21 protein-coding genes and 1 pseudogene are annotated in these 22,636 nt (G+C 65.8%); 14 read left to right on the top strand and 8 right to left on the bottom strand.

The window, feature by feature from the left end; translation table 11 throughout:
- Positions 1-200: 200 nt before the first annotated feature.
- Positions 201-1,721 carry a catalase gene (locus IU459_RS32125; protein WP_195133343.1) on the top strand — a complete coding sequence of 507 codons (1,521 nt, stop codon included), beginning with the start codon at positions 201-203 and terminating at the stop codon, positions 1,719-1,721.
- Positions 1,722-2,357: 636 nt separating this feature from the next.
- On the opposite strand, the gene IU459_RS32120 is transcribed toward IU459_RS32125, so the two are convergent.
- Positions 2,358-4,352 (bottom strand): erythromycin esterase family protein, encoded by a 1,995-nt coding sequence (locus IU459_RS32120; RefSeq protein ID WP_195133342.1) that lies wholly within the window; start codon positions 4,350-4,352, stop codon positions 2,358-2,360.
- Between the two features lie 150 nt (positions 4,353-4,502).
- On the opposite strand from IU459_RS32120, the gene IU459_RS32115 reads away from it, so the two are divergent.
- On the top strand, positions 4,503-5,405 hold the full coding sequence (locus IU459_RS32115; RefSeq protein WP_195133341.1) for a helix-turn-helix transcriptional regulator: 903 nt from the start codon (positions 4,503-4,505) through the stop codon (positions 5,403-5,405).
- A gap of 142 nt (positions 5,406-5,547) precedes the next feature.
- Here the strand turns inward: IU459_RS32115 and IU459_RS32110 are convergent, their stop codons facing one another.
- Positions 5,548-5,700 (bottom strand): hypothetical protein, encoded by a 153-nt coding sequence (locus IU459_RS32110; protein WP_195133340.1) that lies wholly within the window; start codon positions 5,698-5,700, stop codon positions 5,548-5,550.
- A gap of 760 nt (positions 5,701-6,460) precedes the next feature.
- A complete protein-coding gene (locus IU459_RS32105) occupies positions 6,461-6,913 on the bottom strand; it encodes a MarR family winged helix-turn-helix transcriptional regulator (RefSeq protein WP_195133339.1) in 453 nt (150 codons plus the stop codon).
- Between the two features lie 82 nt (positions 6,914-6,995).
- Between IU459_RS32105 and IU459_RS32100 the strand changes: the two genes are divergently transcribed.
- The 4 genes and pseudogenes from IU459_RS32100 (at position 6,996) to IU459_RS32090 (ending at position 9,380) form a co-directional block, all read left to right on the top strand.
- Positions 6,996-7,922, top strand: coding sequence for a quinone oxidoreductase family protein (locus IU459_RS32100; RefSeq protein WP_195133338.1), 927 nt, complete (start codon positions 6,996-6,998; stop codon positions 7,920-7,922).
- Positions 7,923-8,215: 293 nt separating this feature from the next.
- The gene (locus tag IU459_RS32095; RefSeq protein ID WP_083911812.1) at positions 8,216-8,383 is read left to right on the top strand and encodes a DUF4236 domain-containing protein; all 168 of its coding nucleotides are present in this window, start codon (positions 8,216-8,218) and stop codon (positions 8,381-8,383) included.
- An 85-nt stretch (positions 8,384-8,468) separates the two neighbouring features.
- Positions 8,469-8,609: pseudogene (locus IU459_RS40550) on the top strand (IS701 family transposase); the annotation flags it as partial.
- Between the two features lie 315 nt (positions 8,610-8,924).
- Positions 8,925-9,380, top strand: coding sequence for a hypothetical protein (locus tag IU459_RS32090; protein ID WP_195133337.1), 456 nt, complete (start codon positions 8,925-8,927; stop codon positions 9,378-9,380).
- A 99-nt stretch (positions 9,381-9,479) separates the two neighbouring features.
- Here the strand turns inward: IU459_RS32090 and IU459_RS32085 are convergent, their stop codons facing one another.
- Entirely contained in the window at positions 9,480-10,325 is an 846-nt protein-coding gene (locus IU459_RS32085; RefSeq protein WP_195133336.1) for an alpha/beta hydrolase family protein, read from the bottom strand.
- 495 nt (positions 10,326-10,820) lie between these two features.
- On the opposite strand from IU459_RS32085, the gene IU459_RS32080 reads away from it, so the two are divergent.
- The 4 genes from IU459_RS32080 to IU459_RS32065 all read left to right on the top strand — a co-directional run bounded on the left by IU459_RS32080 (position 10,821) and on the right by IU459_RS32065 (position 14,876).
- The gene (locus IU459_RS32080; RefSeq protein ID WP_195133335.1) at positions 10,821-11,144 is read left to right on the top strand and encodes a putative quinol monooxygenase; all 324 of its coding nucleotides are present in this window, start codon (positions 10,821-10,823) and stop codon (positions 11,142-11,144) included.
- A gap of 527 nt (positions 11,145-11,671) precedes the next feature.
- The gene (locus IU459_RS32075; protein WP_195133334.1) at positions 11,672-12,832 is read left to right on the top strand and encodes a PP2C family protein-serine/threonine phosphatase; all 1,161 of its coding nucleotides are present in this window, start codon (positions 11,672-11,674) and stop codon (positions 12,830-12,832) included.
- The gene (locus IU459_RS32070; protein ID WP_195133333.1) at positions 12,829-14,436 is read left to right on the top strand and encodes a sensor histidine kinase; all 1,608 of its coding nucleotides are present in this window, start codon (positions 12,829-12,831) and stop codon (positions 14,434-14,436) included. The genes IU459_RS32075 and IU459_RS32070 overlap by 4 nt, the downstream gene beginning before the upstream one ends.
- On the top strand, positions 14,433-14,876 hold the full coding sequence (locus IU459_RS32065; protein ID WP_195133332.1) for a response regulator: 444 nt from the start codon (positions 14,433-14,435) through the stop codon (positions 14,874-14,876). Before IU459_RS32070 ends, IU459_RS32065 begins: the two co-directional genes overlap by 4 nt.
- Positions 14,877-14,952: 76 nt before the next feature.
- On the opposite strand, the gene IU459_RS32060 is transcribed toward IU459_RS32065, so the two are convergent.
- Complete coding sequence (locus tag IU459_RS32060) at positions 14,953-15,315, bottom strand: STAS domain-containing protein (protein WP_195133331.1); 363 nt, start codon at positions 15,313-15,315, stop codon at positions 14,953-14,955.
- A 260-nt stretch (positions 15,316-15,575) separates the two neighbouring features.
- Here IU459_RS32060 and IU459_RS32055 point away from each other — a divergent pair, with 260 nt between their 5' ends.
- Positions 15,576-15,995, top strand: a complete 420-nt coding sequence (locus IU459_RS32055) for an ATP-binding protein (protein ID WP_195133330.1) — start codon at positions 15,576-15,578, stop codon at positions 15,993-15,995.
- A gap of 165 nt (positions 15,996-16,160) precedes the next feature.
- Here IU459_RS32055 and IU459_RS32050 read toward each other — a convergent pair whose 3' ends face one another.
- Together IU459_RS32050 and IU459_RS32045 are read right to left on the bottom strand one after the other, a co-directional pair.
- Positions 16,161-16,775 carry a hypothetical protein gene (locus IU459_RS32050; RefSeq protein WP_195133329.1) on the bottom strand — a complete coding sequence of 205 codons (615 nt, stop codon included), beginning with the start codon at positions 16,773-16,775 and terminating at the stop codon, positions 16,161-16,163.
- Between the two features lie 127 nt (positions 16,776-16,902).
- Entirely contained in the window at positions 16,903-17,673 is a 771-nt protein-coding gene (locus IU459_RS32045) for a helix-turn-helix transcriptional regulator (protein WP_195133328.1), read from the bottom strand.
- A gap of 329 nt (positions 17,674-18,002) precedes the next feature.
- Here IU459_RS32045 and IU459_RS32040 point away from each other — a divergent pair, with 329 nt between their 5' ends.
- Positions 18,003-19,706, top strand: coding sequence for a pentapeptide repeat-containing protein (locus tag IU459_RS32040; protein ID WP_195133327.1), 1,704 nt, complete (start codon positions 18,003-18,005; stop codon positions 19,704-19,706).
- A gap of 147 nt (positions 19,707-19,853) precedes the next feature.
- Here the strand turns inward: IU459_RS32040 and IU459_RS32035 are convergent, their stop codons facing one another.
- A complete protein-coding gene (locus tag IU459_RS32035) occupies positions 19,854-20,468 on the bottom strand; it encodes a TetR/AcrR family transcriptional regulator (protein WP_324199111.1) in 615 nt (204 codons plus the stop codon).
- Positions 20,469-20,567: 99 nt separating this feature from the next.
- Here IU459_RS32035 and IU459_RS32030 point away from each other — a divergent pair, with 99 nt between their 5' ends.
- A complete protein-coding gene (locus IU459_RS32030) occupies positions 20,568-21,461 on the top strand; it encodes a metal-dependent hydrolase (protein WP_195133326.1) in 894 nt (297 codons plus the stop codon).
- An 11-nt stretch (positions 21,462-21,472) separates the two neighbouring features.
- Positions 21,473-22,513 carry a PDR/VanB family oxidoreductase gene (locus IU459_RS32025; protein WP_195133325.1) on the top strand — a complete coding sequence of 347 codons (1,041 nt, stop codon included), beginning with the start codon at positions 21,473-21,475 and terminating at the stop codon, positions 22,511-22,513.
- The last annotated feature ends 123 nt before the right edge of the window (positions 22,514-22,636 follow it).

Genomic DNA, 22,636 nt, shown 5'->3' with positions numbered 1-22,636 from the left:
CATGCGGCGATTCGGGTGGATCTCTCGGCGTAAGCCCCGGTCGGCGTAGTTTGGGGAGTGGGCACCTGGGAAGTCGAGCGATCACGCTGTCTCCGCTTCGTGCCACCCCGACGTATCGGGTCGGGATCCGGTCCTCGGTGCCCTTCGTCCTGACGGTTCGCCGTCGGGCTCCCGCCCGCGGTTCGTAGAAGAGGAGAGAGATGTCTATTCCGAACTACACCACCGATGACGCCGGTATCCCGGTTCCGAGCGACGAGCATTCGCTGACGATCGGTCCCGATGGCCCCATCCTGCTGAACGACGCCTACCTGATCGAGAAGATGGCGGCATTCAACCGGGAGCGGGTGCCCGAGCGTCAGCCTCATGCCAAGGGCGGCGGGGCTTTCGGCACCTTCGAGGTCACCAACGACGTGAGCGCCTACACGATGGCCGACCTGTTCCAACCCGGCAAGAAGACGCCGATGCTGGCCCGCTTCTCCACGGTCGCAGGCGAGCGCGGCAGCCCCGACACCTGGCGGGATCCGCGTGGGTTTGCGCTGAAGTTCTACACCGAGCAGGGCAACTTCGACATGGTCGGCAACAACACGCCGATCTTCTTCGTCCGCGACCCGATGAAGTTCCAAGATTTCATCCGCTCCCAGAAGCGCCGAGCCGACAACAATCTGCGTGACCACGACATGCAGTGGGACTTCTGGACCCTGTCACCGGAATCCGCCCACCAGGTGACCTGGCTGATGGGCGACCGCGGTGTTCCGCGCACCTGGCGGCACATGAACGGCTATTCCAGTCACACGTACCTGTGGTTCAACGCCTCCGGGCAGCGGTTCTGGGTCAAGTACCACTTCAAGACCGATCAGGGCATCGAATTCTTCACCCAGGACGAAGCCGACCAGATGGCCTCGATGGACACCGATTACCATCTCCGCGATCTCTGGGAGGCGATCGAGGGCGGCAACTACCCGAGCTGGACGCTGAAGATGCAGATCATGCCGTTCGAGGAGGCCAAGACCTACCGCTTCAACCCCTTCGACCTGACCAAGGTGTGGCCGCACGGCGACTATCCATTGATCGAGGTCGGCAGGATGACGCTCGACCGTAACCCGGCTGACTACCACACCGAGATCGAGCAGGCGGCGTTCGAGCCGAGCAGTTCGGTGCCGGGTACCGGCCCGAGCCCCGACAAGATGCTGCTGGCGAGGTGGTTCTCCTACCCCGACGCCCACCGTTACCGCATCGGCGCCAATTACAAAGAGTTGCCGGTCAATACGGCCCATGCCACCACGGTGCGTTCGTACAGCAAGGACGGCGCGATGCGCCATCACAATCCGGGCGACCCGGTGTACGTGCCGAACTCCAAGGGCGGTCCGCACGCCGATCCCGCGGTCGCGGGGCCGATTCCCACCTGGTACACCGACGGCGAGATGGTGCGCGAGGCCTACACCTTGCGCAAGGACGACGACGACTGGGGCCAGGCGGGCACCATGGTCCGCGAAGTGCTCGACGATGCGGCACGTCAGCGGCTGGTGAACAACATCGTCGGACACCTGCTCAACGGCGTCACCGCGCCGGTGCTGGACCGGGCATTCGAGTACTGGCGCAACGTCGACAAGGATCTCGGTGATCGCGTCGAGGCGGGCGTGCGGGCGAAGCGGAACGAGCGCGACCCCAAGGCCGCCGCCCAGGCCAACCCGGCTCGCTCCTCAACCCAGGCCAAAGCCTGATCTGACGCCATCGGCGGCCGGTTGCGACCGGCCGCCGCGACATGTCCGCTGTAATGACGGCAGGCGGGCAAGTCCCTGACGGATACATATTTCCGGTTATCGTTTCGTTATCGCGAAATGCGAGTGTCCGGCTTTGCGCATTCGAGTGCGTGCAGAAACATGACTCTCCGGATCCGCTGGCCCGACGACACCGTGGTGTTTCGAAATTCATTCGCGGCTCGGTGATATTCCCGCGAGACCCGGACGGGTCGCATCGGGCCTGCCGACGGAGATCGGAGGACCGCATCATGGCATTGAGCGTCGATGGTCGGCCTGAGCAACGCGCACTACGACATTTGGGCGCAGCCTTCGGAGCCCTCGCCCTGGCTACCGTCGCAGCGCTCGCTGCGGCCGCGCCCGCCCGCGCGGAGCCGTCATCGGGTGGCATCCCCGGTTTCCCCGAGATCCAAGTCCCGATACCCGGTGGATTTCCGGGTTTCTCGGGGATTCTGCGATTCGCTCCGCCCCAGCCAGGTCCTCCGGAACCACAGATGCCGCTCGGCCGACGCATCGACGGGACCGCCAACGCCGGCTCGGTGCCGGCCATCCGGGCAGGTCGGCCGTAGCACGAGAACCGTTGCGCGCCAGATCGATCACTCAGACGGCGTACGGATAGGTCTCGGGTAGCTCGCCGGACTCCCACTGCGAGGTGCGTTCGAGCGGTTCCAGCGCGGTGGTCCGATCGATGTGGATCACGGCATCGAACTGGTCGGCTATCCGTGCCCGGAAGTAATGGCTGCGCCGCTCGGTCCGGGGCCGGTAGACGACGCCGATGGCGCGCTCGAGCATCGCCGATCGCAGCGCCTGGACCAGTTCGGGATCCTCGAAACTCGTCCAGAAATCGCCCGCACGAAGATCGTGGAAGAACTTCTCGACGCTGCCGTCCAGTGCCGGACGCACTCGTTTGCAGTCGGCGGGCTCGCCCCAGTCGTCGGCCGCGGTCACCGTACCCGTGTGGGTAGTGAATCCGAGGATCCGGCACTTGTCGGGGTAGCGCTCGCGGAGCAATTGCCCGACATTCCACTCGCCAACCGACGCGACTTCCGTAGCGCGGGCATCACCGAGATGGGAATTGTGCGCCCAGACGACCATTTTGGCGGGTACCCCGCGATGCCTGCCGAGATGGTCGCCGAGCGCCTCGATCGTCTCGACCATGTGCTGATCGCGCAGGTTCCACGACGAGACCCGGCCACCGAACATCGTGCGGTAATACTCCTCCGCCGAACGCACCAGGCGGGCGTTCTGCTCGGCGAAGAACTGTTCGTCCTCGGCGACCAGCCCGTCTCGTTTCGCATGCTCGGTCGCGTGCCGCTGGAGGTCGGCCAACTGGGCCACCGCCTCCTGCTCGCACGGCGAACTCGAGCCGAACGCGGCCGAGTACCCGTATTCCTGCCCCTCGGTGCCGTGCTGCTCGAAGCACGAGTAGCGTTCGCGTGCCCGGCGCGCGGCGTCGGCATCGACCTTGTCGAGGTAGCGGATCACGTCCTCGGCGGAGCGATACAGGCTGTAGAGGTCCATCCCGTAGAAACCGGTCCGCTCCGGTGGCGCGGCGATGCGCGCGTTGTGCTCGCGTAGCCAGTCGACGAAATCCGACACCACGGTGTTGCGCCACATCCAGGTCGGGAAACGCTCGAACCCACGCAGAGCCTGCTCGGCGGAGCCGTCGTCACCGCGGCCGAGCACGTACCGGTTGACCCGGTAGGCGTCCGGCCAGTCCGCTTCGAACACGACCGCCTGGAACCCTTTGTCCTCGATCAGCCGCTTCGTCATTTCCGCGCGGGCGGAGTAGAACTCGTGTGTTCCGTGCGAGGCTTCGCCGAGCAACACGAGGCGGGCGTCGCCGACCCACTCGAACAGCGCATCGTCCGGAGGCATGCCGTGCGGCGCCTGGACCAGCGTGCGGCGCGCGATCGACGCCCGATCCTCGTTGTGCGCCTCTGCCGGCGCGGCTGCCGCTTTCCGCAGCAACTCTTTGACCTCGTCGTCGCTGGTCTGGCCGAACTCCCAGTACGCAGCACCGACCGCGTAGAACGGAGCGGGCGTGGTCGCGCACACCACATGGTCGACGATATGGCTCAGCTCCTGACAGCTGGACGCGGGCGCGGCGGGAACGGCCACGACGATCCGTGCCGGATCCAGCTGCCGCACGGCTTCCAGCACGGCGCGCATCGTCGCCCCCGTGGCCATCCCGTCGTCCACCAGGATCACCGTCTTGCCCGCGACGTCCGCCACCGGGCGGCCCTCGCGATAGGCCTTCTCACGTCGGCGTAGCTCCCGGCCCTCCTGCTCGGCGACGCGCTGGAAATCGCGCGGATCGATCTGTTCCGCGCGCAGCACGTCGTCGTTCGTCACGATGACGCCGCCACTGGCGATCGCCCCCATGGCGAGTTCGGGGAAGTCGGGTACGCCGAGTTTGCGCACCACGAAGACGTCCAGTGGTGCGCCCAGGCGCACGGCCACCTCGTACGCGACAGGTACGCCACCGCGGGGGAGGGCCAGCACGACCACGTCGTCCCCGCCACGGTACTCGTCGAGAAGCCCGGCCAGCACTCGGCCCGCGTCGCGCCGGTCGCGGAACATTGTCGCCACCATGTTCTCGCGCTACCCACTCCACCGGCGGGGTAACTCCGATCGCCGCAGTCGAAGGCGGACGGAACCCCACGCTCAGCCGCCGCGAGCGGCCACCAAAACTGGTACTGACAGCACCTGGATACCTTTAGCTCGGTACGGGAAGATCACAGGATGACCGAAGTGGCCGATGTTCAGGCCGTGCGCAAGGCCCGGCGCGCCGAACTGGGAGCATTCCTGAAATCCCGGCGTGCCCGGATCGCACCGCAAGACGTGGGACTCCCGCCGGGCCCGCGCAGGCGGACTCCCGGTCTTCGTCGCGAAGAGGTCGCACAGCTGGCTGGGATCGGCATCACCTGGTACACATGGCTTGAACAAGGTCGCGAGATTAATGTGAGTGTTCAGGTGTTGAATGCGGTGGCTCGGACGTTGTCGTTGGATGCGGCGGAGAAGGCGCATTTGTATCGGTTGGCGGATGTGCCGACAGTGCCGGTGGCGCATGCGGGGACGGCGTTGCCGGAGGAGTTGCAGCTGATTTTGGATCATCTGGAGCCGTTGCCGGGTGTGGTGTTGAGTGCGCGGTATGACGTTCTGGCGCACAACAAGTCGTATGAGGCGTTGTGCCCGGGGTTTCTGCTCGGGGAGCGGAATGTGGCGCGCCGGGTCTTCCTCACGCCGGAATGCTGCAATACCTACCATCACAATTGGGATGATCTGCGTCGGATGGTGGGCTATTTGCGTGGGGCGTATGCGAAGAATTTGGGGGATCCGGGCTGGGATGAGTTCATCGCCGAGTTGTGTTCGGAGAGTGCGAGTTTCGCGTCGTTGTGGGCGTTGAATGATGTGGCGGTTCCGGTGAGCCGGACGAAGCAGGTGCGGAATCTGGCGGTGGGGGAGTTGGAGATGTTTTTGACGAGTATGTCGTTGCCGTCGGTGCCGCATGCGTGGATGCAGGTGTATACGCCGACCGATGAGGTGGCGTGGGGGAAGTTGCGGGAGTTGCTGGCGATGAGTCCGGAGGAGCGGCAGCGTCCGTGGGCGGAGCATCGCGAGCTGTATCACGCTGCGGCGGGGTGAGTTCGCGGTCCCGTGTGGCGTGCCCTGGAGCGTCGGGGCATATGGTGGAAGGGTTGGTTCGACTGCTGGTGTTCGTTCCCATGGGGTGCTTCGGTGTGCCGGGCGCGGGGTTGTTCGAGCGGTACGCTGGGCTCACGGTCTTTCATTGGTCTGTGGCGTAGCCGCCTTGCCACCATCGGCGCAGCACGGCCAGTTGGCGTTCGGAGAGGGGGCCGGAGAGTCGTTGCTGGACTTCGTCGATGTAGGCGAGTTCCTCGTCGGTCCAGTCATGCGAGTGTCCGGTGTTGTCACTCATGCCGGGCCTCCGGTAGTGGCGCCTGGGAGCGGGCCAGGCTGACGGCATCGGCTTCGATGGTCGCACAGGGAACCTCGTTGAATCGGCTGCGTGACGTCGGAGCGCTCCGGTGTGCCATTGGAAGCGACTTGGCTCGCGGCCACTAATCTCCCCGCGGAGCACGTTTGTCAGCAACGTGGCAACCCAGGGATAGCTATGCACGCATCCGACCGTCGCGGCGTGTCGCCAACAAGACACGCCGACGAATCCAGAGCAATGGCTATTGTCTAGCAAACGCGCGTGTCGCGGTTCTTTGTGTCCCATAGGGCGGCGTTCGCGTGCACGGGTTGGATGGCGGAATCGTCAGGCGGCGTGGGTGATCCTGTCGCGAGGGGATATAGACCAGTACGCCAACCTGCTGCAACACCGAAAACTGCTGGTCATCGGCGGATAGCGGTGGCGTGACGATTCTGGTCCGGTTTGCCGTAGGTTAGTGCCCGCGGCAGGACACGCAAAACATGGGCAACTGCAAAACGCCTGGTCATCGCCGGTACGTATGACGTCTGAGGGATCGCGATTCCCGTGCTGGAGCTGCCCAACCGGACTCCGGCGGTCTCTCCCGCTCCCGACACTAGGTCCGCTGTCTTGTGCCAGATGAGGTGGCGCACAAGCTATTGCCTATTTCCGAGGTCGGCCCGTCACCGATCACCGATCCTGGCCCGTGATCGCCGGTGGTGCCTGCTCGACGTTCCCGTATCGGGGTCGGTGCGTTGATCTTGGCTCACAGTGCGTTCGTCGACCCTTCTTTCCCGTCGTCCCCCGTTGGCGTTCCCGAAAGGGAGTCGAGCAGTTGTGTGAGCACCTGGCGGTCGTCCGCAGCTAGACGGTCGGTATAGGGCGCGAGGGCCGCACGGATCTCCTCCTGCACCCGTCGCGCGAGTTCGCTGCCCATCGGAGTGATGAACACGTCGACCACCCGGCGATCCTGCGGCGACTTGCCTCGTGCTACGAGGCCTCGGCGTTCTGCCCGTTCGACGAGGCCGGACATCGTGGACTTGTCCAGCCCCAGGAACGCCGCCAGATCGGTCATGCGCGGTCGGCGGTCGCGTAGCAGACCGAGCAGCCGCAGTTGGGTGAGGGACAGATCGTGCTCCGAACCGATGCGGGTGAGCAGGGCCATCACCCGGAATGACGTTCGGACGAGAGCGTCCTCGAGCGCGTCGTCGGATCCCATGCCGAGATTCTACTTGACATGGTTTGTATTACAAACCAAAATCAACATAGTTTGTAATACCAATCAAATGCGAGGAGTTGCCATGCACGCCGCTGTTGTCACTAGCTTCGACGCTCCGCCGCGGTACAGCGAGTACCCCGCCCCGGTCGCCCAGGGGGAGAACGAGATGGTCGTGGACGTTCTCGCGGCAGGTTTGCACCAACTGGTCAGGGCTCGGGCGAACGGCACGCACTACAGCAGCACCGGCACGGTCCCGTTCGTTCCCGGCGTCGACGCCGTCGTACGCGACCAGCACGGAAATCTCAGGTACGCGGCGCTGGACGACAGCGACCTGGGCACGCTCGCCGAACAGACGGTGATCGACCTCCGCCGCAGCGTGCTACTGCCGGACGACGCCGACCCGGTGCGCATCGCCGCCGCGATGAACCCGGCAATGTCGTCCTGGGTCGCGCTGCGCCGCCGCATCGCGTTCCGGGAGGGGCAACGCGTCCTCGTCCTCGGCGCCACCGGCAGCGCCGGCCGGATGGCGGTGCAGATCGCCAAACGGTTCGGTGCCGCATACGTGATCGCCGCCGGACGCAACGCTTCCCGGCTCGCCGCGCTGCACGACCTCGGCGCGGACGAAACGGTGACCTTCGAGCGGGCCGACCGCGCCGCCGACGTCGACATCGTCATCGACTACGTGTGGGGAGAACCGTCCACCCGAGCGATGACCGCGATGATCACCGCCCGCCGCGACCGCAGCGCTCCGCTGGACTGGATCCAGATCGGATCCGTCGCCGGTCAGACGATTCCCGTCGACTCCTCGCTGCTGCGCGCGTCGCGGCTGCAGATCTGCGGCAGCGGAATCGGCTCGGTACCGGCCCGCGACTTCCTCGCGGAGCTGCCCGAACTCGCCGTCGCGGTGCACACCGACGCGATCGACGTGCGGGCCCGTCCCGTGCCCCTCGCTCAGGTCAGCGAGACGTGGAACGCCCAAACCGACGACCGCATCGTTTACGTCCCGTAGCACACCAGCCCGCCAGTCCAGATACCGAACAATTCCTCAGCGGCATCGACCTGTTCTTCACCGGCATTACCACCGTCCATCCACCCACCAGGTGAACGCAACGCCAGCAATGGATCAGTGAGTCGGCCCCGCACACGCGGGGGGATGGCCCCGTCCGCGACTTGAGGTTCCCCCGCTATTACGGAGAGCTCCAATCCGTAAGCCGGTGGTTCGGTGTTCGGTCACTTCTGACCGGCGACGCCCTTAGGGATAACCCTGATCGGCTATCCTGGGGTGAGTCAGGGAGGTTTCTCATGCCCATCAGATATCGTCAGCGCAAATCCTTTGGGCCGCTGAAACTCAACTTCACACAGTCGGGTCTGTCCTCGTGGAGTATCAAGATCGGCCCGTGGTCGTGGAACTCCAGAAGCAAGAAGAACAGTGTGGACCTGCCGGGTCCGCTGAGCTGGCGCCAGCGCTGAGCGGACCGGCGCCCGGTACCTGCTCTCTACCGCCCAGCTTTTACTGCAACTGCACTCGCGTGACTCGTTGCTGCAGTCCTGTCGCGTGGTGTTGGATAGCGCTGTTACCGAGGATTCGTTGATGTCGCGGATCGGAGAGCGGTTCACTCGGACCGAGCCGCGAGGGCGGGCGCGGGAGTATGTGTCGGCCTGCTTGCGGGTTTCGGAACGCAAGAACGGTTGGACAGCTCGTCTTGCCAGTTCCCGGACGAGCTGTGTGGTCAGGCGCGTGGTGCATCGCTTGCAGCGTTCGAGAGCGCCGGGCACCTGCTCGTCAAAATTCGTTGCAGCACAATAATCTCGGGCAGGCGAGGCGGCGAACTCGCACACGGGCCATCACAGGCCGGCGATCCAGCGGCACGTCGGTCATCTCCGGACGTGATAGCCGGGGGCACTCCTAGACCATGCTCGCAGCCAGGAAACGCAGGCGGCGGCCAGCCGGTCGTGCAGCAGCGTATAGATTGGACGTATTCCCTTCCGCCGCAGCGGATCCTGTTACACTTTGTATCCGGAAAAGCTCGCGGCCTGGGGAGGAAAACGCGTGGAAACAGCTGCGAGTGGGACGCTCTGGTCGAGCGCATTTCCGAGAACAGCTACGGCGTGCATTAAGCCCGACAAGATCAGCCTCGAGATCGAGGACGCCGAAGAGGACTGGGATGCCCCGGACGTGGTGATCAGGCGGGCGGGCGAGGACTGGATCCAGATCGACAGGCCGTTCGCCAGGGCCGACAAGGTGGATCTCCTGGCCGTGCTCAACAAGGTCGGCAGCACGGGCACTATCGGCGGGCTCGTCGTGATGGATGAGCAGATCATGCTGCGACACGCGCTCCCGCTCACCGAGGCCGTCGAGCCCGACGAAGTCTTCGAGAACGCCTGGAAGTATGAAGGACCATTGGGCGGCATCGTCGACGCGGCCACGCTGTTCGGGCGGCAGCTCGCCGGGCACGACGGCGACTGACCGGCGCCCGCGGCGGCCACCAGCAGTCTGGCACCGAATCCGAGCGCCGCGGTCGTCATCCATGCCCACCGTGCCGGTGGGCGAGGACCGACCGCAATTTCACAATGGCGTGCGCGCGGTTCGGGCCAGCCAGTCGGCGTTGGACTCGATCGCATAGGGCTTTGTCGACTTCCGATCGATCCAACTCGGCTCGAGAAAGCCCTCGTAGTCCGAGCATGAGCGCCGGTAGAACCAGCAGTGATCGGCACTGGTCTCGACGTCGGATTTCGGTACGATCACCCAGCCACTGCCGTCGCCGCGCAGGCATTGACTGCGGCCATCGTCAGGGCATTCGGCCAGGGTGAAACCGGCGGCCTTGTTGAGCACGCCGGCCTTGCCGTTGTCCTCTTTCTCGCCGGCGAGAACGCGCAGGCGGTTCTTCGGCAGTACCGACCACACGTCGCCTCCGTAGCCAGTAGCCCATACAGCGCGCACCCGTGGATCGTGATTCGGAGCAAGGTGGGCGACAGCGCCGCCCTGGCTGTGGCCCCAGGCCGCAATACCCGACTCGCAGTCGACATTACCGAGCGCGCAGGCGACGTTGAGCAGGCTGCGGGGCTCCTGCTTCGCGAACAGGCAGCGGGTTTGATTGCCGTGATCGCTGAACAATGCCAGCAGGCTGTTGTCGTACTCGACCGTGAGCGCGACGAAGCCGCGGCGGGCCATCGACTCGGTCACGGCGTTCGCTGCCGGCGCGTTCTCGCGGCGGTCGGTTTCGGCATCTTTGCCGATATTGGTGCCGACGAAGTAGAGGAACAACGGATAGCGCTCGGCACCAGCAGGTTCCGGTTCGAAGCCGCGGGTCTGGTACTGCCGCTTACAGTCGGCGCTGTTGTCCACGGTTCCGGCATAGGTGGGAGGAGCCGCGATTTCTCGGATCGCGTCCAGGTTCTGCGCCGAGGACACCCCCGCTTGACCGACGCAAGCAAGTAGCAGCACAGCGACCCCTGGCAAGACCCACATCCACAACGGTCGCTTCTGTGTTCGATCATACGAATAGAGGCCCGACGTCGCCTTGATAACCACAGTACAGAGACAATAGGTGGTTGGTGTCGAAGGGCGTAACTGACGAACCGCGGTGTTGCCGTGTTGGTTCGGAGGGATTGGTTGACGCGTGTCGCCGGTGGGACAATCGCTGCAGCGCTCCATGGCTCAGAGATGGCCTGCATCGATCTGTCGGTGTGGTTCGATAGTCACAATGCCGTGCAGTTCGAAGTCCCTGATGCATGTGAATCCGGGCGCGATCGTCGCACAAGGATTCGGTGATCTGGCTGGAGGCCTCGTTCGCCCCTCCAACATCTACTGACCGTCCGACAATGGGATGTGCGCGACGATCACAGGCCGACACCAGTGGGAGTCGGCCTGTGTCGCGGCAGCCCGGCCAGCCGTAGGAGGCGCGTGATGATCTTCATCGTCGTCAAATTCAAGACCAAGCCCGAAATGGCGGACGAATGGCTCGACGTCGTCGGCCCGTTCACCGCCGCTACCCGAGCCGAGGAGGGCAACCTCTGGTTCGACTGGTCTCGCAGTGTCGACGACCCGACCGAATTTGTCCTGGTGGAGGCATTCCGAGACGAGGCCGCCGGCAGTGCACACGTCGGCAGCCCCCACTTCAAGGCCGCAATGGCCGAACTTCCCGCGGCCCTGGCGCAGACCCCGCGCATTATCAGTCAGACCATCGATGCCACCGACTGGTCTGAAATGGGGGAGATGACCGTCGAATAGCCGATTCTGCAAACTCCGCACCGCAGCCCGGCGTGGCTGAAGTGGTGCGCGTTCTTGCGGCGGTCTTGATGACGGAACACCTGGCCTTCGTCACAGAACTCTACGGTGACCTGATGAAACAGTTCTGGGCCTGACTGGATCCTGCCATCGAAGAGCAAATTCCGCAGGCTTGCAACCAGTCGAGGATAGTGCGCAGGCAGGCCCCGATACTACCGACTCGGTGATTCCCACATGGGTGACCCGGGGACCGGCGAGGGGCGGGCGTCGGAGCGCTCCAGCGGGGAGGGGTTCCTGCTGGGAAAGGGCTACGACGGTGTTGTCGTTGACCGGTTTGCAGGCGAGTGCGCGACACGCACACAAGATCGGATACGATCACTGCTGCCTCTCGGTCCAGCAACCGGCCGCTGAGTATGTCGGCGTGCCTTCTGGGTGACGCCAGTTTGTCGTGATCGGAGGCCGTGGTGTTGTTGCGCACCCACGATGCTGATGTTGCTGTCGATTCGGGGGGGCTGGACCGGGAACCGACGATGCTGTTGGTCGAGGACGACCCCGGCGATGCGTTGCTGGTCGAGGAGCTCGTCGCCGACGTCGCGCAGGGGCTGCGCCTGGAGTGGGTGCGGACGCTGGCCGAGGCGGGCGAGCGGCTGCGCGTCTCGGTTCCCGACTGCGTGCTGCTCGATCTGCACCTCTCCGACGCGCAGGGCTTGGAGGCGCTGAACCGGATCCGCGCGTACAACGATCGGGTCGCCGTCGTGGTGATGACCGGCCTCGACCAAGAGCGAACCGGCCTCGAGGCGGTCGCCTCCGGTGCGCAGGACTACCTGGTGAAGGGCAGGGTCGAACCGGAAGTGTTCGTACGCGCGGTGCGTTACGCGATACAGCGCAAACACGCCGAACGCACCAGCGCCGCACTTCAGGCCAGCCAGATGCGGGCGCAGGAGAACGCGCGGTTGGAGCGTGGCTTGCTGCCGACACCGCTGCTCGGACCGGACCCGACCGTCGACGTGGTTTCGCGGTACCGCCCGGGTCGCGCGCATTCGCTGCTCGGCGGCGATTTCTACGATGTGGTCCAGGGCGAGGACGGCGTCGTGCACGCCGTCATCGGGGACGTGTCCGGGCATGGACCCGACGCCGCCGCCACCGGCGTCGCGTTGCGATTAGCTTGGCGCACACTGGTTCTCAGCGGTGCCACCGGCATGCGGCAGTTGCGTCTGCTGGAGCAGGTGCTGCTCGCCGAGCGGACCGATCGGCAGACCTTCGCGACCGCGACCAGCCTGGTGCTCGACCCGCGGACGCGCCGGGTGCGCGTCTGGCGCGCCGGGCACCCCGGCATGCTGCGCCGGCGCGGCGACGAGTTGCACTGGCTCGAGGTACCGGGCGGACCCGCGCTCGGATTCCTGCCCGGGCGCGCCCAATGGCCGAGTCACGAGATCGATCTCCCGGGCGACGCGGGCTTGATGCTGTTCACCGACGGCCTCTTCGAGGGCCGCGTCGGCGCGGGTGCGCAGCGGCTCGGTGAAGAGGGCCTGCTCGAACTGGCGGGCACGGTTCCCGCCGAACGGACCGAACTGTTCGTCGACGAGCTGATCCGCCGGGTCGAGGAGTTGGGCGGCGCCGCGGGCGGTTTGGACGATGACCTGGCGATTTTATATCTGCGCTGGCGAGCGGACGGGAGGCCGGACCGATGACGAGAACAACCGTCGGCAGGCTGACCGCACAGGGGTGGTTCCAGCTCGTGCTCGCCGTGATGGTCCTGCTGGTGATTGTCGGCGCGATCGCGGGCGGGCAGGTCATCGCGCACACCAATCGGGTCACCGATCGGCTGCTGAGCCAGACCATGCCCGCGGCAGCCGAGGCGTACCGCCTGGAAAGCGCGCTGGTGAACCAGGAGACCGGACTGCGCGGCTACGCCATCGCCGCCGACTCGCGGTTCCTCGAGCCGTACGACGAAGGCAAACGGGAACAAGAGCGCGCTGCGGCCCGGCTGCGCGAGCTGCTCGCCGACCGGCCGGACCGGATCGCCGATGTCGAGGCGGTGGAGCGGGCGGCGCAGCAGTGGCGCGACGAGTACGCCGACCCGCTGGCCGCGACCGTGACCGCGGACACCAGCCGTCCGGTCGAAACCTCGGCGGCGTTGCGCGGCAAAGCTGTCTTCGATCGCGTGCGTGCCGCCTCCGCTGCGCAGCGCGAAAACATCGCGGCCGAGGTCGTGCAGGGCAACGAGGAACTCGCGCGCGCCCGCACGGTGCGCAACGTGGTGCTCTCCGGCTTGATCGCCACCATCCTGCTGACCGGCGTCGTGTTGACGGTGCTGATCCGGCGGTTGGTCGCGCGCCCGCTCGGCCACCTCACCGAGTCGTCGAAACGGGTCGCCGACGGCGATTTCGACCATCGCATCGACGCCCACGGTCCCGCCGACCTCTCCCTGGTCGCCGAGTCGGTGGAGGACATGCGACGCCGAATCGTCGCCGAACTCGGTGCTTCCCGCGCGCAGCAGGCGCTGCTGGAGCAGCAGAAGGCCGACCTCGACTCCCAGGCCGAGGAGCTGCGCCGCTCGAACGCGGAGCTGGAGCAGTTCGCCTACGTCGCGTCGCACGACTTGCAGGAGCCGCTGCGCAAGGTCGCCTCGTTCTGCCAGCTGTTGGAGAAGCGCTATGGCTCGCAGCTGGACGAACGCGGCAAGCAATACATCGACTTCGCGGTGGACGGAGCCAAGCGCATGCAGGTTCTCATCAACGACCTGCTGACGTTCTCCCGCGTCGGCCGGATCAGCGAGGGGATCGAGCCGACCCGGCTCGACCAGCCGTTGCACGCGGCACTCACCAACCTGTCGTCAGCGATCGAGGACAGCGGCGCCACCATCGAACTGCCGGACGAACTGCCCGAGATCCTCGGCGAGCCGACCCTGCTGGCGATGTTGTGGCAGAACCTGATCGGCAACGCCGTCAAGTTCCGTAAGCCCGACGTCTGTCCGGTCGTGCGCATCGACTGCGAGCGCGCCACGGAAGAGCCCGGGGGCTGGCAGTTCTCGGTGACCGACAACGGCATCGGCATCGCACCGGAGTTCGCCGAGAAGGTGTTCGTCATCTTCCAGCGTCTGCACGGCCGCGACGAATACACCGGCACGGGAATCGGATTGGCTCTCTGCAAGAAGATCGTCGAATATCACGGCGGCAGAATCTGGATCGATACAGACCACCGCGACGGCACCCGTCTCTGTTTCACCCTCCAACCCGTCGAATCCGCGAGCACGGAGTCCAGCTCACGCACCGAAGGAGCCAGCAGCGTATGACCATTCCCGGCCAGCCGGTCGACATCCTGCTCGTCGAGGACGATCCAGGCGACGAGTTGATGACGCGGGAGGCGTTCGAGGACAACAAGATCGGCAACACACTGCACGTCGCGCACGACGGGCAGGAGGCGCTCGACTTCCTGTACCGGCAGGGGCCGTTCGCGAACGCGCCGAGACCCGATCTGATCCTGCTAGACCTGAACCTGCCGAAGTACGACGGCAGGCAGGTGCTGGAGAAGATCAAGGCCGATCCGGAGCTGACGCACATCCCGGTCGTCGTGCTGACCACCTCGGCGGCCGAGGAGGACATTCTGCGCAGCTACAAACTGCACGCCAATGCGTACGTGACCAAGCCGGTGGATCTCGACCAGTTCGTCGCCGCGATCAAGCAGATCGACGAGTTCTTCGTGCAGGTCGTACGGTTGCCACGGCAGCGTTAGGCGTTCCTCCGCCTGCACCCCGGTCATGCGCGGCGCTTCGGACGGACCTCGGCCGACCAGCGCCCATTGGGCGCGATCAGCTCGCGGTGCTGCTCCCGTCCGCTGCGAGCGCGGCGTCCAGCGAGGGGAACACCGAAAGCAGCTCATCGAGCGCGGTGAGTTCGATCGGGCGGCGCACCGCGTCGGAGGCAACGACGCGCAGTCGTGCCTGCTGCGCTTCGGAAGCGACGAGCAGCACGCTCAGTCCCGCCGAGCCGAGGAAGTCGACCTCCGACATGTCGACGACCAGCGGCTTTCCGCCCCGCTGAGCCTCTTCCAAGGCGGCGCCAAGCTGCGGCGCCGAAGCCATGTCGACCTCGCCGTGCACAATGACGACGACGACCTCGCCGCGCTCGCGCACCTGTAGGTCGAGAACCTTGGACGCGCCCGCGCCGCTCACAGCTGACACCCCAGCTCGCAATTCGTCACTTTCCCACCTCTGCAGCATCGAGCCTCGTCACGCCGGGGCGCGACAAGGCTGTAAGCGTTCTCCGAAGTCAACCTACCCGATTGTGACCGGCCTAATCGCCGCGCCGAAATACGGAGACGGACACCACTATCGGGCGCCTGATCGCGTTCGATCGGGCTTGCGCGGTGAACGAATGGGTATTGCTACGAGCTAGAGAGCAATCGATATCGACGTTGCAGGGAGGCAGCGAGGTGACCACGTTCCGCTCACTTCGGCTTCGAACGCCGCCCAGACCGTTGGAGCTGGAGTTTCCGGCCACCGCCGATCGTTTGGCCAAAGTCCGGCACACCTTTCAGGACTGGCTGGAGCGATGCGGCATCGACGCCGACCGGATCTACGACGTGCTGCTCGCGGTCGGGGAGGCGTGCGCGAACGCGGTCGAGCACGGACATCGCGGCGACGGCGGCACCGTGCGCCTGCGCGCCTCGTGCACCGGCGCGGAGCTGAACGTCGCGGTCGCCGATCACGGTCGCTGGAAGCCGCCCGACCCGCAGGCGACGTCCGTGCGCGGCCGCGGGCTCGCGATCATCCGCGCGGTGATTCCCGAGGTGAATGTGACTACCGGGGACAGCGGGACCACTGTGGCGATGCGGATGCCGCTCACAGCCTGATTCCATGGGTCGCGGAGCGGGGGAACGGGCGGATCTCGGCGTCGTCCCTCACGATGTAGGCGGAGCGCACATGCTATTCCTCCGCAGCGGTTTTGGCGGGGACCGAGCCGGATGCCATTCGCACGGGCCGGTGGCGCGTTTGGTGTCGTGGATAGGCGACACGGATCAGAAGGGGTACTCCGCGCACAACTGGCCCGCGAAACTGCGCACGGCGTGCTCGCGCATGCGCCGCCCGTAAACCGGGTCCCCGGCCAGGTCCGTGTAGGTCTCGAACTCGCAGTGGACCAACCCCGCCGCCTCAGCCGCGTAGACGTCGAAGCCCGGGTACATCAGCCCCGCGTACGGCATGTCGTCGACGTCGAGGGCCAGCACCGGGTACTCACCCTCCGAGTCGGGCTCACCCACCGCCAGCACGCGCCGGGAGTCCGACCCGCCCGGTAGCAGGAAGCATTCCGGGAACCGCTCGGCCAGCGGCTCATACGTCCCGCCCCACGGCTGCCCCAGCTCGTCGTCGACCAGCCGGTCCAGCGGGCGGGGCGCGAAGCCGCCGTCCGAGGCGAACCATCCGTAGCGCTCGAACAGGCCCGCGTCGAACGCCAGCCACTCTCGCAGACTCGGCGACAGCGGGCGCCCCGACGGGAACATCACCCCCGCCAACGCGTCCTCCGGCATCGGCCGGGGCTCTCCCTCCCCCCACGGTGTGTGGCCGACCCACGCGACGGGCTCGAACATCGACCGGCCGGGATCCCGCTGCACCGACTCGATGACCCGCCGCGTCAACGCGACCCCGTGCTGCGCCTGTCTGTCATGCCGCGCAAGCTAACATGCAGCACCGACAACCATGATCGACCCGGTCCGCCGTGACGGCGCGGGCGCCCGCGCGCGGACGGCGGCACGACATGGCCGTCTACTGTCCGGAGGGTGGAGGAATGAGGTTGAGGGACTGCGCCTTTCGCAGTGCCGCGATGCGGTCGTGCACACCGAGCTTGCGGTAGAGGTTCTCGGTATGTTTCGTGGCCGTCGCCGCTTTGATCCCGAGCCGGGTGCCGATGGCGTGAGCGGTAAGACCTTCGCACAGCAGCGCCAGCACCGCCGACTCCCGGGGAGTGATCTTGTACTCCGCCGGATCGGCGAGCGTCGTGTGGTGGGCGAAAGCTGCCGCCTCGTGCGCTTCGACTTTGTCGAGCAGCGAACGGGCGAGCACGGCGTACTCGAGATCGCGGTCGCTGAATCCGTGACCGCTGCGGCTCATGATGACGCCGCGGATTCGGCCGGGTTCGGAGCTCAATGGCAACGCCAGTTGCCGGTCGATACCGATGGCATCCTTTCCCGCCCGGTATGCCTCGCCCTTCCACCAGCGGTCGTCGGCCACCTCATCCATCGTCAGCGGAGTATTGTCCTGCGTCTGCGCGTAATGCCGCAGCAAAGGATGAGAACGCATATGCGCATGGATCAGTGCGTCGAGCGGTGCCTCGTGTAGCCAGTCCGGCGATCCGGTGAGCGCATGGCCGGTTCCTGCCCGCCAGTTCAGGTCGATGAGAACCGCCAAGTCGCATGGGAGATCGGCGGTCAATCGTTCCATCAGCAGCGGCCAGACCCGGACCGGCTCCTTCTCGGTGATGATCTGCAGCGCGAGATCGTGGATGCGTTTGGCGTCTCCCCCTGGCACAGCCTCCATTCCAGCATTGTGCACCAACGGTTCCCGGAGATCAGGTTGCGTCAAGAGTGGTATACGAAGTTCGTCGTATGCCGGCGTCCGACTGCCGAAAACTATCGTAGGCGTACGTAAATGCCTGGGCGACAGTCACTTTGAATTGGACTGCTCGGCGTGTTGCTGCTGGAAGAGTTCCAGTGATACGCGGGGAACGCTTCGGAGCCAGGGGTGCTGGATCAGGTTGTGGCGTCCAGTTCGCTGTGGCGGCGTAGGCGCCCACAGGTCTGCAGGCCAACGGGCTTGGATCGTCCGTTCGGGTCGCCTCGCGCAGCTGAACGGCTCACAATCGAGCAGTGTTCGGGTGGGTGCGTGCGGCGGGTACGCAGACGAAACGTTCGATGGTGGGTCTCGGTCGGCGCGTCGGCAGGGTCCCGCTGTTCACCTCGGTCGCGCTGGCGCTGGTCGTCGGCGTCGGTATCGCGGCGATCGCGCAGTGGGTGCTGTCACAGGTGATCGCCACCAATAAGAACGCGGCAGCCCCGATCGACATCACGAAGCTGGCGTTGACCATCGTGGGTGGGGTCGGTGGCGCGGTAGCGCTGGTGGTGGCCTACCGCCGTCAACGCGACCTGGAGCAGAACCGCTTCACCGAACGCTTCGGCGCGGCCGCGGCGCAGCTGGGCTCGGCCGATGTCGCGATCCGCATGGCCGGGGTATACGCGATGGCCGGTGTCGCCGACGAATCGAGCGGACTCAACCGCCAGCAGTGCATCGACGTCCTGTGCGGGTATCTGCGACTTCCCTACGACGCCACGCACGGCGGCAGCGGCCGCGCCAAGCTGGTGACGAAAACGGTGGTGCAGCGCACCAGCAGTGGGGCAGCCGATGTCGAGCAGGAGGAGCACACCGAATACCGGCAGAACGACCGCGAAGTCCGGAAAACCATCGTCCGCGTGATCGCCGACCATCTGCGTCCCGATGCCGAATACGACTGGACAACAAACGACTTCGACTTCCGCACCGCTCAGCTGGAATCCGCCAACTTCTACGGAGCTCAATTCCGCGGCACCGCCCGGTTCGACCAGGCGAGGTTCTCCGGTACGACAGAGTTCGCGGGAGCGACGTTCTCCGGCGCGGCGTGGTTCGAGGAGACAACGTTCTCCGGCGACGTGTCGTTCTTGGGCGCGACGATAGGCTGGTCGGTGTTCGAGGGGGCAACGTTTTCCGGTACCGCGAACTTCCGGGAGTCGAAGTTCACCAGTACCGCGTCGTTCCCGGGAGCGACCTTCTCCGGCGATACCTGGTTCAGGCAGGCGAGGTTCGACATCGCGGCGGACTTCACGCAGGCGACCTTCACCGGCATGGCGCTCTTCGTGTTGGCGAGATTCACCGGCGAGGCAAGCTTCACGAAAGCGACGTTCACCGGCGAGGCGCTGTTCGGGGGAGCGAAGTTCTCCGGAATAGTGAGGTTCACTGAGACGGTTTTCGGCCCGGCGAACTTCGAGGTGGCGAGGTTCTCCGGCCCGGCCGACTTCTCGGCGACGACATTCTCCGGCGATGCGGACTTCTCGAAGGCGAAGTTCGACGGCTCAGGAATTTTCCCGAAGGCGACATTCTCCAGCTCGGCAGACTTCGGGTTCGCGAGTTTCGCCATCACAGCGGAGTTCTCACAGGCGAGCTTCTGCGGCGAGGCGCGGTTTCTGTCGGCGAGGTTCTCGGGCAGGGCGGAGTTCCAAGGGGCGAGGTTCTCCGGCGAGGCCGACTTCTCTATGGCGGCGTTCTCCGGCGAGGCGGACTTCTCGGCGACGACGTTCTCCGGCTCAGTAGAGTTCTCACGAGCGAGTTTCTCCAGCTCCACCAACTTCACGGGAGTGGCATTCCGAGACAGGGCAACGTTCGGTAGGACCGAGTTCGGCACCGACCCGGTATCTTTCCGAAACCCACGTCAGTGGGGTCCGCCACCGCCGACGTTCGATTGGGATGAAACCTTGCTGTCCCATCAGCCGGGAAATGTGGAGCCCCAGGACTGGCCTCCGGTCGTGCAGACAACGACATGAGTCGCCCCACCGCCTCGGCCGGATTACCCGCCTCCGCCGAGGTGGGTCATTCTGTCCGGCCCGGGTCGCCGGCTACTGCCGCGGGAATCTGCTTCAACGAAGGCAGTCCCGTAGCGGGTCGGGACAACGCGAGCTGGGCCGACTGCTTCAGCAGACGATGATCGGCAGAAGGTACTTTCGCGCGAAATCGTCCATCTCCGAGTCGGAGTCGAGCCGCATGCCGCCGTCCGGGGCGAGGATCAGGGAGTGGACGACGCGGCAGACGACTTCCGCGCGGGCCATCACGTCCGGTGTCTCGGGGAGCAACTCGCGCTCGACAGCGCGTTCGAGGGCGGCAGCCGCGGTCGCCACGGACATCGCGAATGTCGTCGCGCCCTCGGTGGTGAGCTTGGTGATCATGCGGTCGGGCTCGATCGTCAGCATCCGGTGGACCAGCGAGTGGTTGCGCCACCGAGTGAGGACGGTGACGAAGATGTCGGCGACCAGGTCGGCGATGTTGTCGTGCCGGTCGGGGATCTGCGCCACTTCGGCGAGGACGGCGCCGACCTCGCGGCTGACCACTGCTCGCACCAGGTCGTCGCGTGAGCCGACGCGCCGGTAGACGGTGACGCGATCGACGCCCGCCTGACGGGCGACATCCTCGATGGTCGTCTTCTTGACGCCGACCTTCTCGAACTGGACCAGGGCCGCGTCGAGGATCCGCGATTCGATGCTGTCGTCCTCGCTTTTCGGGCTGACGGGGCTGGTCGGCTCGGCTATCACGCCTCGAAGCGTAGCAGTTTTCGAGGGCTCTGCAACATATGGCAATCAAATGTTGCGGACACATTGCAATAGAATTTGTTGCGGTGTACTGTCCGTTCCATGGCTGAGAAAGCTGCTACGACGGAGCGCCCCTACCGCGACGAGGCGCACGCGATCAATGCCCGCGACGTCCGGTTCGACTTCGCCTCGGTTCCGATGCACTACATCCCCGGCGAGGTGCTGGCGACCCACATCGTCAACGTGATGCATCTGGTGCTGCCCGAGGGCGAGCGCGCCATGGCGCAGTGTCTGGCGGAGGCCCTCCCGCATATCGACGACGAGCGGCTGCGGGAGGAGGTGCAGGGTTTCATCGGCCAGGAGTCCATGCATGCCAGCAGTCACGAGGGCGCGCGCAAGCATCTGCAGTCGATCGGCCTGGATGTCGATTCCTACGTGTCGAAGGTCGCCTGGCTGGTCGACCGCATCCTCGGCGGCCACGGGCTCACCGGCCGTGCCGGCGAGGAATGGCTGAAGGAGCGCCTCGGCCTGTTCGCCGGCATGGAACATTTCACCGCGGTGATCGGCGAATGGCTGCTGAACGCGAACATCCTGGCGGAACAGGGCATGCATCCGGCCATGCTGGACCTGGTCCGCTGGCACGGCGCGGAAGAGGTCGAGCATCGCAGCGTCGTGTTCGACGCGTTCCAGTACGTCGACGGGAGTTACGCGCGCCGGGCGCGTACCGCGATCCTGGCCACCGCTACACTGCTGCCGCTGTTCATCGTGTCGACGGCGTACTTGTACAAGAGGGATCCGTCGGAGCACAAGGGCCGGTCGTGGATCCGGCAGTTCGTCAGCGCGACCCGGCGCGGTGTGATCCCGAGTTGGACAGTGTTTTTCACCGAGATGCCGAGATATCTCCGGCCGAGCTTTCATCCATCGCAGCTGGGTTCGATGGATACCGCGCTGCGGTATCTCGCGCACTCGCCCGCCGCCCGGGCGGCCGAGCACTGATGGGAAACGTCATGGTCGCAGCGGAATTCACGCCGCCGCCGAGCCTGCGCATGCTCGGCACGGTGATCGATGCTTATAAGCACGTCTTCGTCTCCGGTCCGGCCGCGCCGCTGCTGTCGAGATCGAAACCGGTGCGGCATTACGGATTCGATCTCGATCTGGTGGTCGACCGAGTGCACGCGGAGGCAGTCGACGTGATCAGCTTCACGCTGCGCCGGGCGGATGGCGGGCCGCTGCCGCAGTGGCGGCCGGGAGCGCATCTCGATGTGTTCCTCCCGTCCGGCAAGCAGCGACAGTATTCGCTGTGCGGCGATCCGAACGACCCGTTCCGCTATCGAATCGCGGTGCGGCGCATCATCGATGGCGGTGGGGGGTCGATCGAGATGCATTACGCCGTGCGGCCCGGCGAATTGTTGCGGGCGCGCGGGCCACGCAATGCGTTCCCATTCGTGGATGCCCCGTCATACCTGTTCATCGCGGGCGGCATCGGCATCACACCGATCCTGCCGATGGTGCAGGCGGCCGGGGCACGCGGCCACCTGGTGTATCTGGGACGGACGCGGGATTCGATGCCGTTTGTCGATGAACTGCCGGTCGCCGAGATTCGTCCCGACGACGAATGCGGCGTGCCGGATATCGCGGAACTGCTGAAGCGAGCGGAACCGGGTGCGGCCGTGTACGTGTGCGGTCCGCCGCCGGTACTGGCCGCTGCCCAGCGCAGCATGTTCGCGATCAATCCGACCGGGTCGCTGCACACCGAGCGCTTCTCCGCGCCGCCGGTCATCGACGGCCGGGAATTCGATCTCATCCTGGCCCGCACCGGCCGCACCATCCGGGTCGGTGCCGACGAAACCGCGCTCACCGCGATCCGGCGCGCGGTTCCCGGAGCGGTCTACTCCTGCCAGCAGGGTTTCTGCGGCACCTGCAAGATCGGCGTGCTGGCCGGGCAGATCGATCACCGGGACCACATCCTGCCCGGCGCCGAACGCGGCGATCACATGCTCGCCTGCGTGTCCCGAGCGGCGGGCGACTCCCTGGTCATCGACCTCTAGATGAATGATTCCAAGGGGTTGGTGTGCGTGGCGGGCCGGGCACATTAACCGTGCCGGTGGGTGGACGGGTTCGGTTGTCTGGGCGGCTACGCACTGTGACCGTTTACGATCGCTGGTGTGGGG

This window comes from Nocardia amamiensis (assembly GCF_015477605.1).
GTDB classification, from domain to species: Bacteria; Actinomycetota; Actinomycetes; order Mycobacteriales; family Mycobacteriaceae; genus Nocardia; species Nocardia amamiensis_A.
Note: the sequence above shows the minus strand (reverse complement) of the source record. Positions and strands in the feature narration are given on the sequence as shown.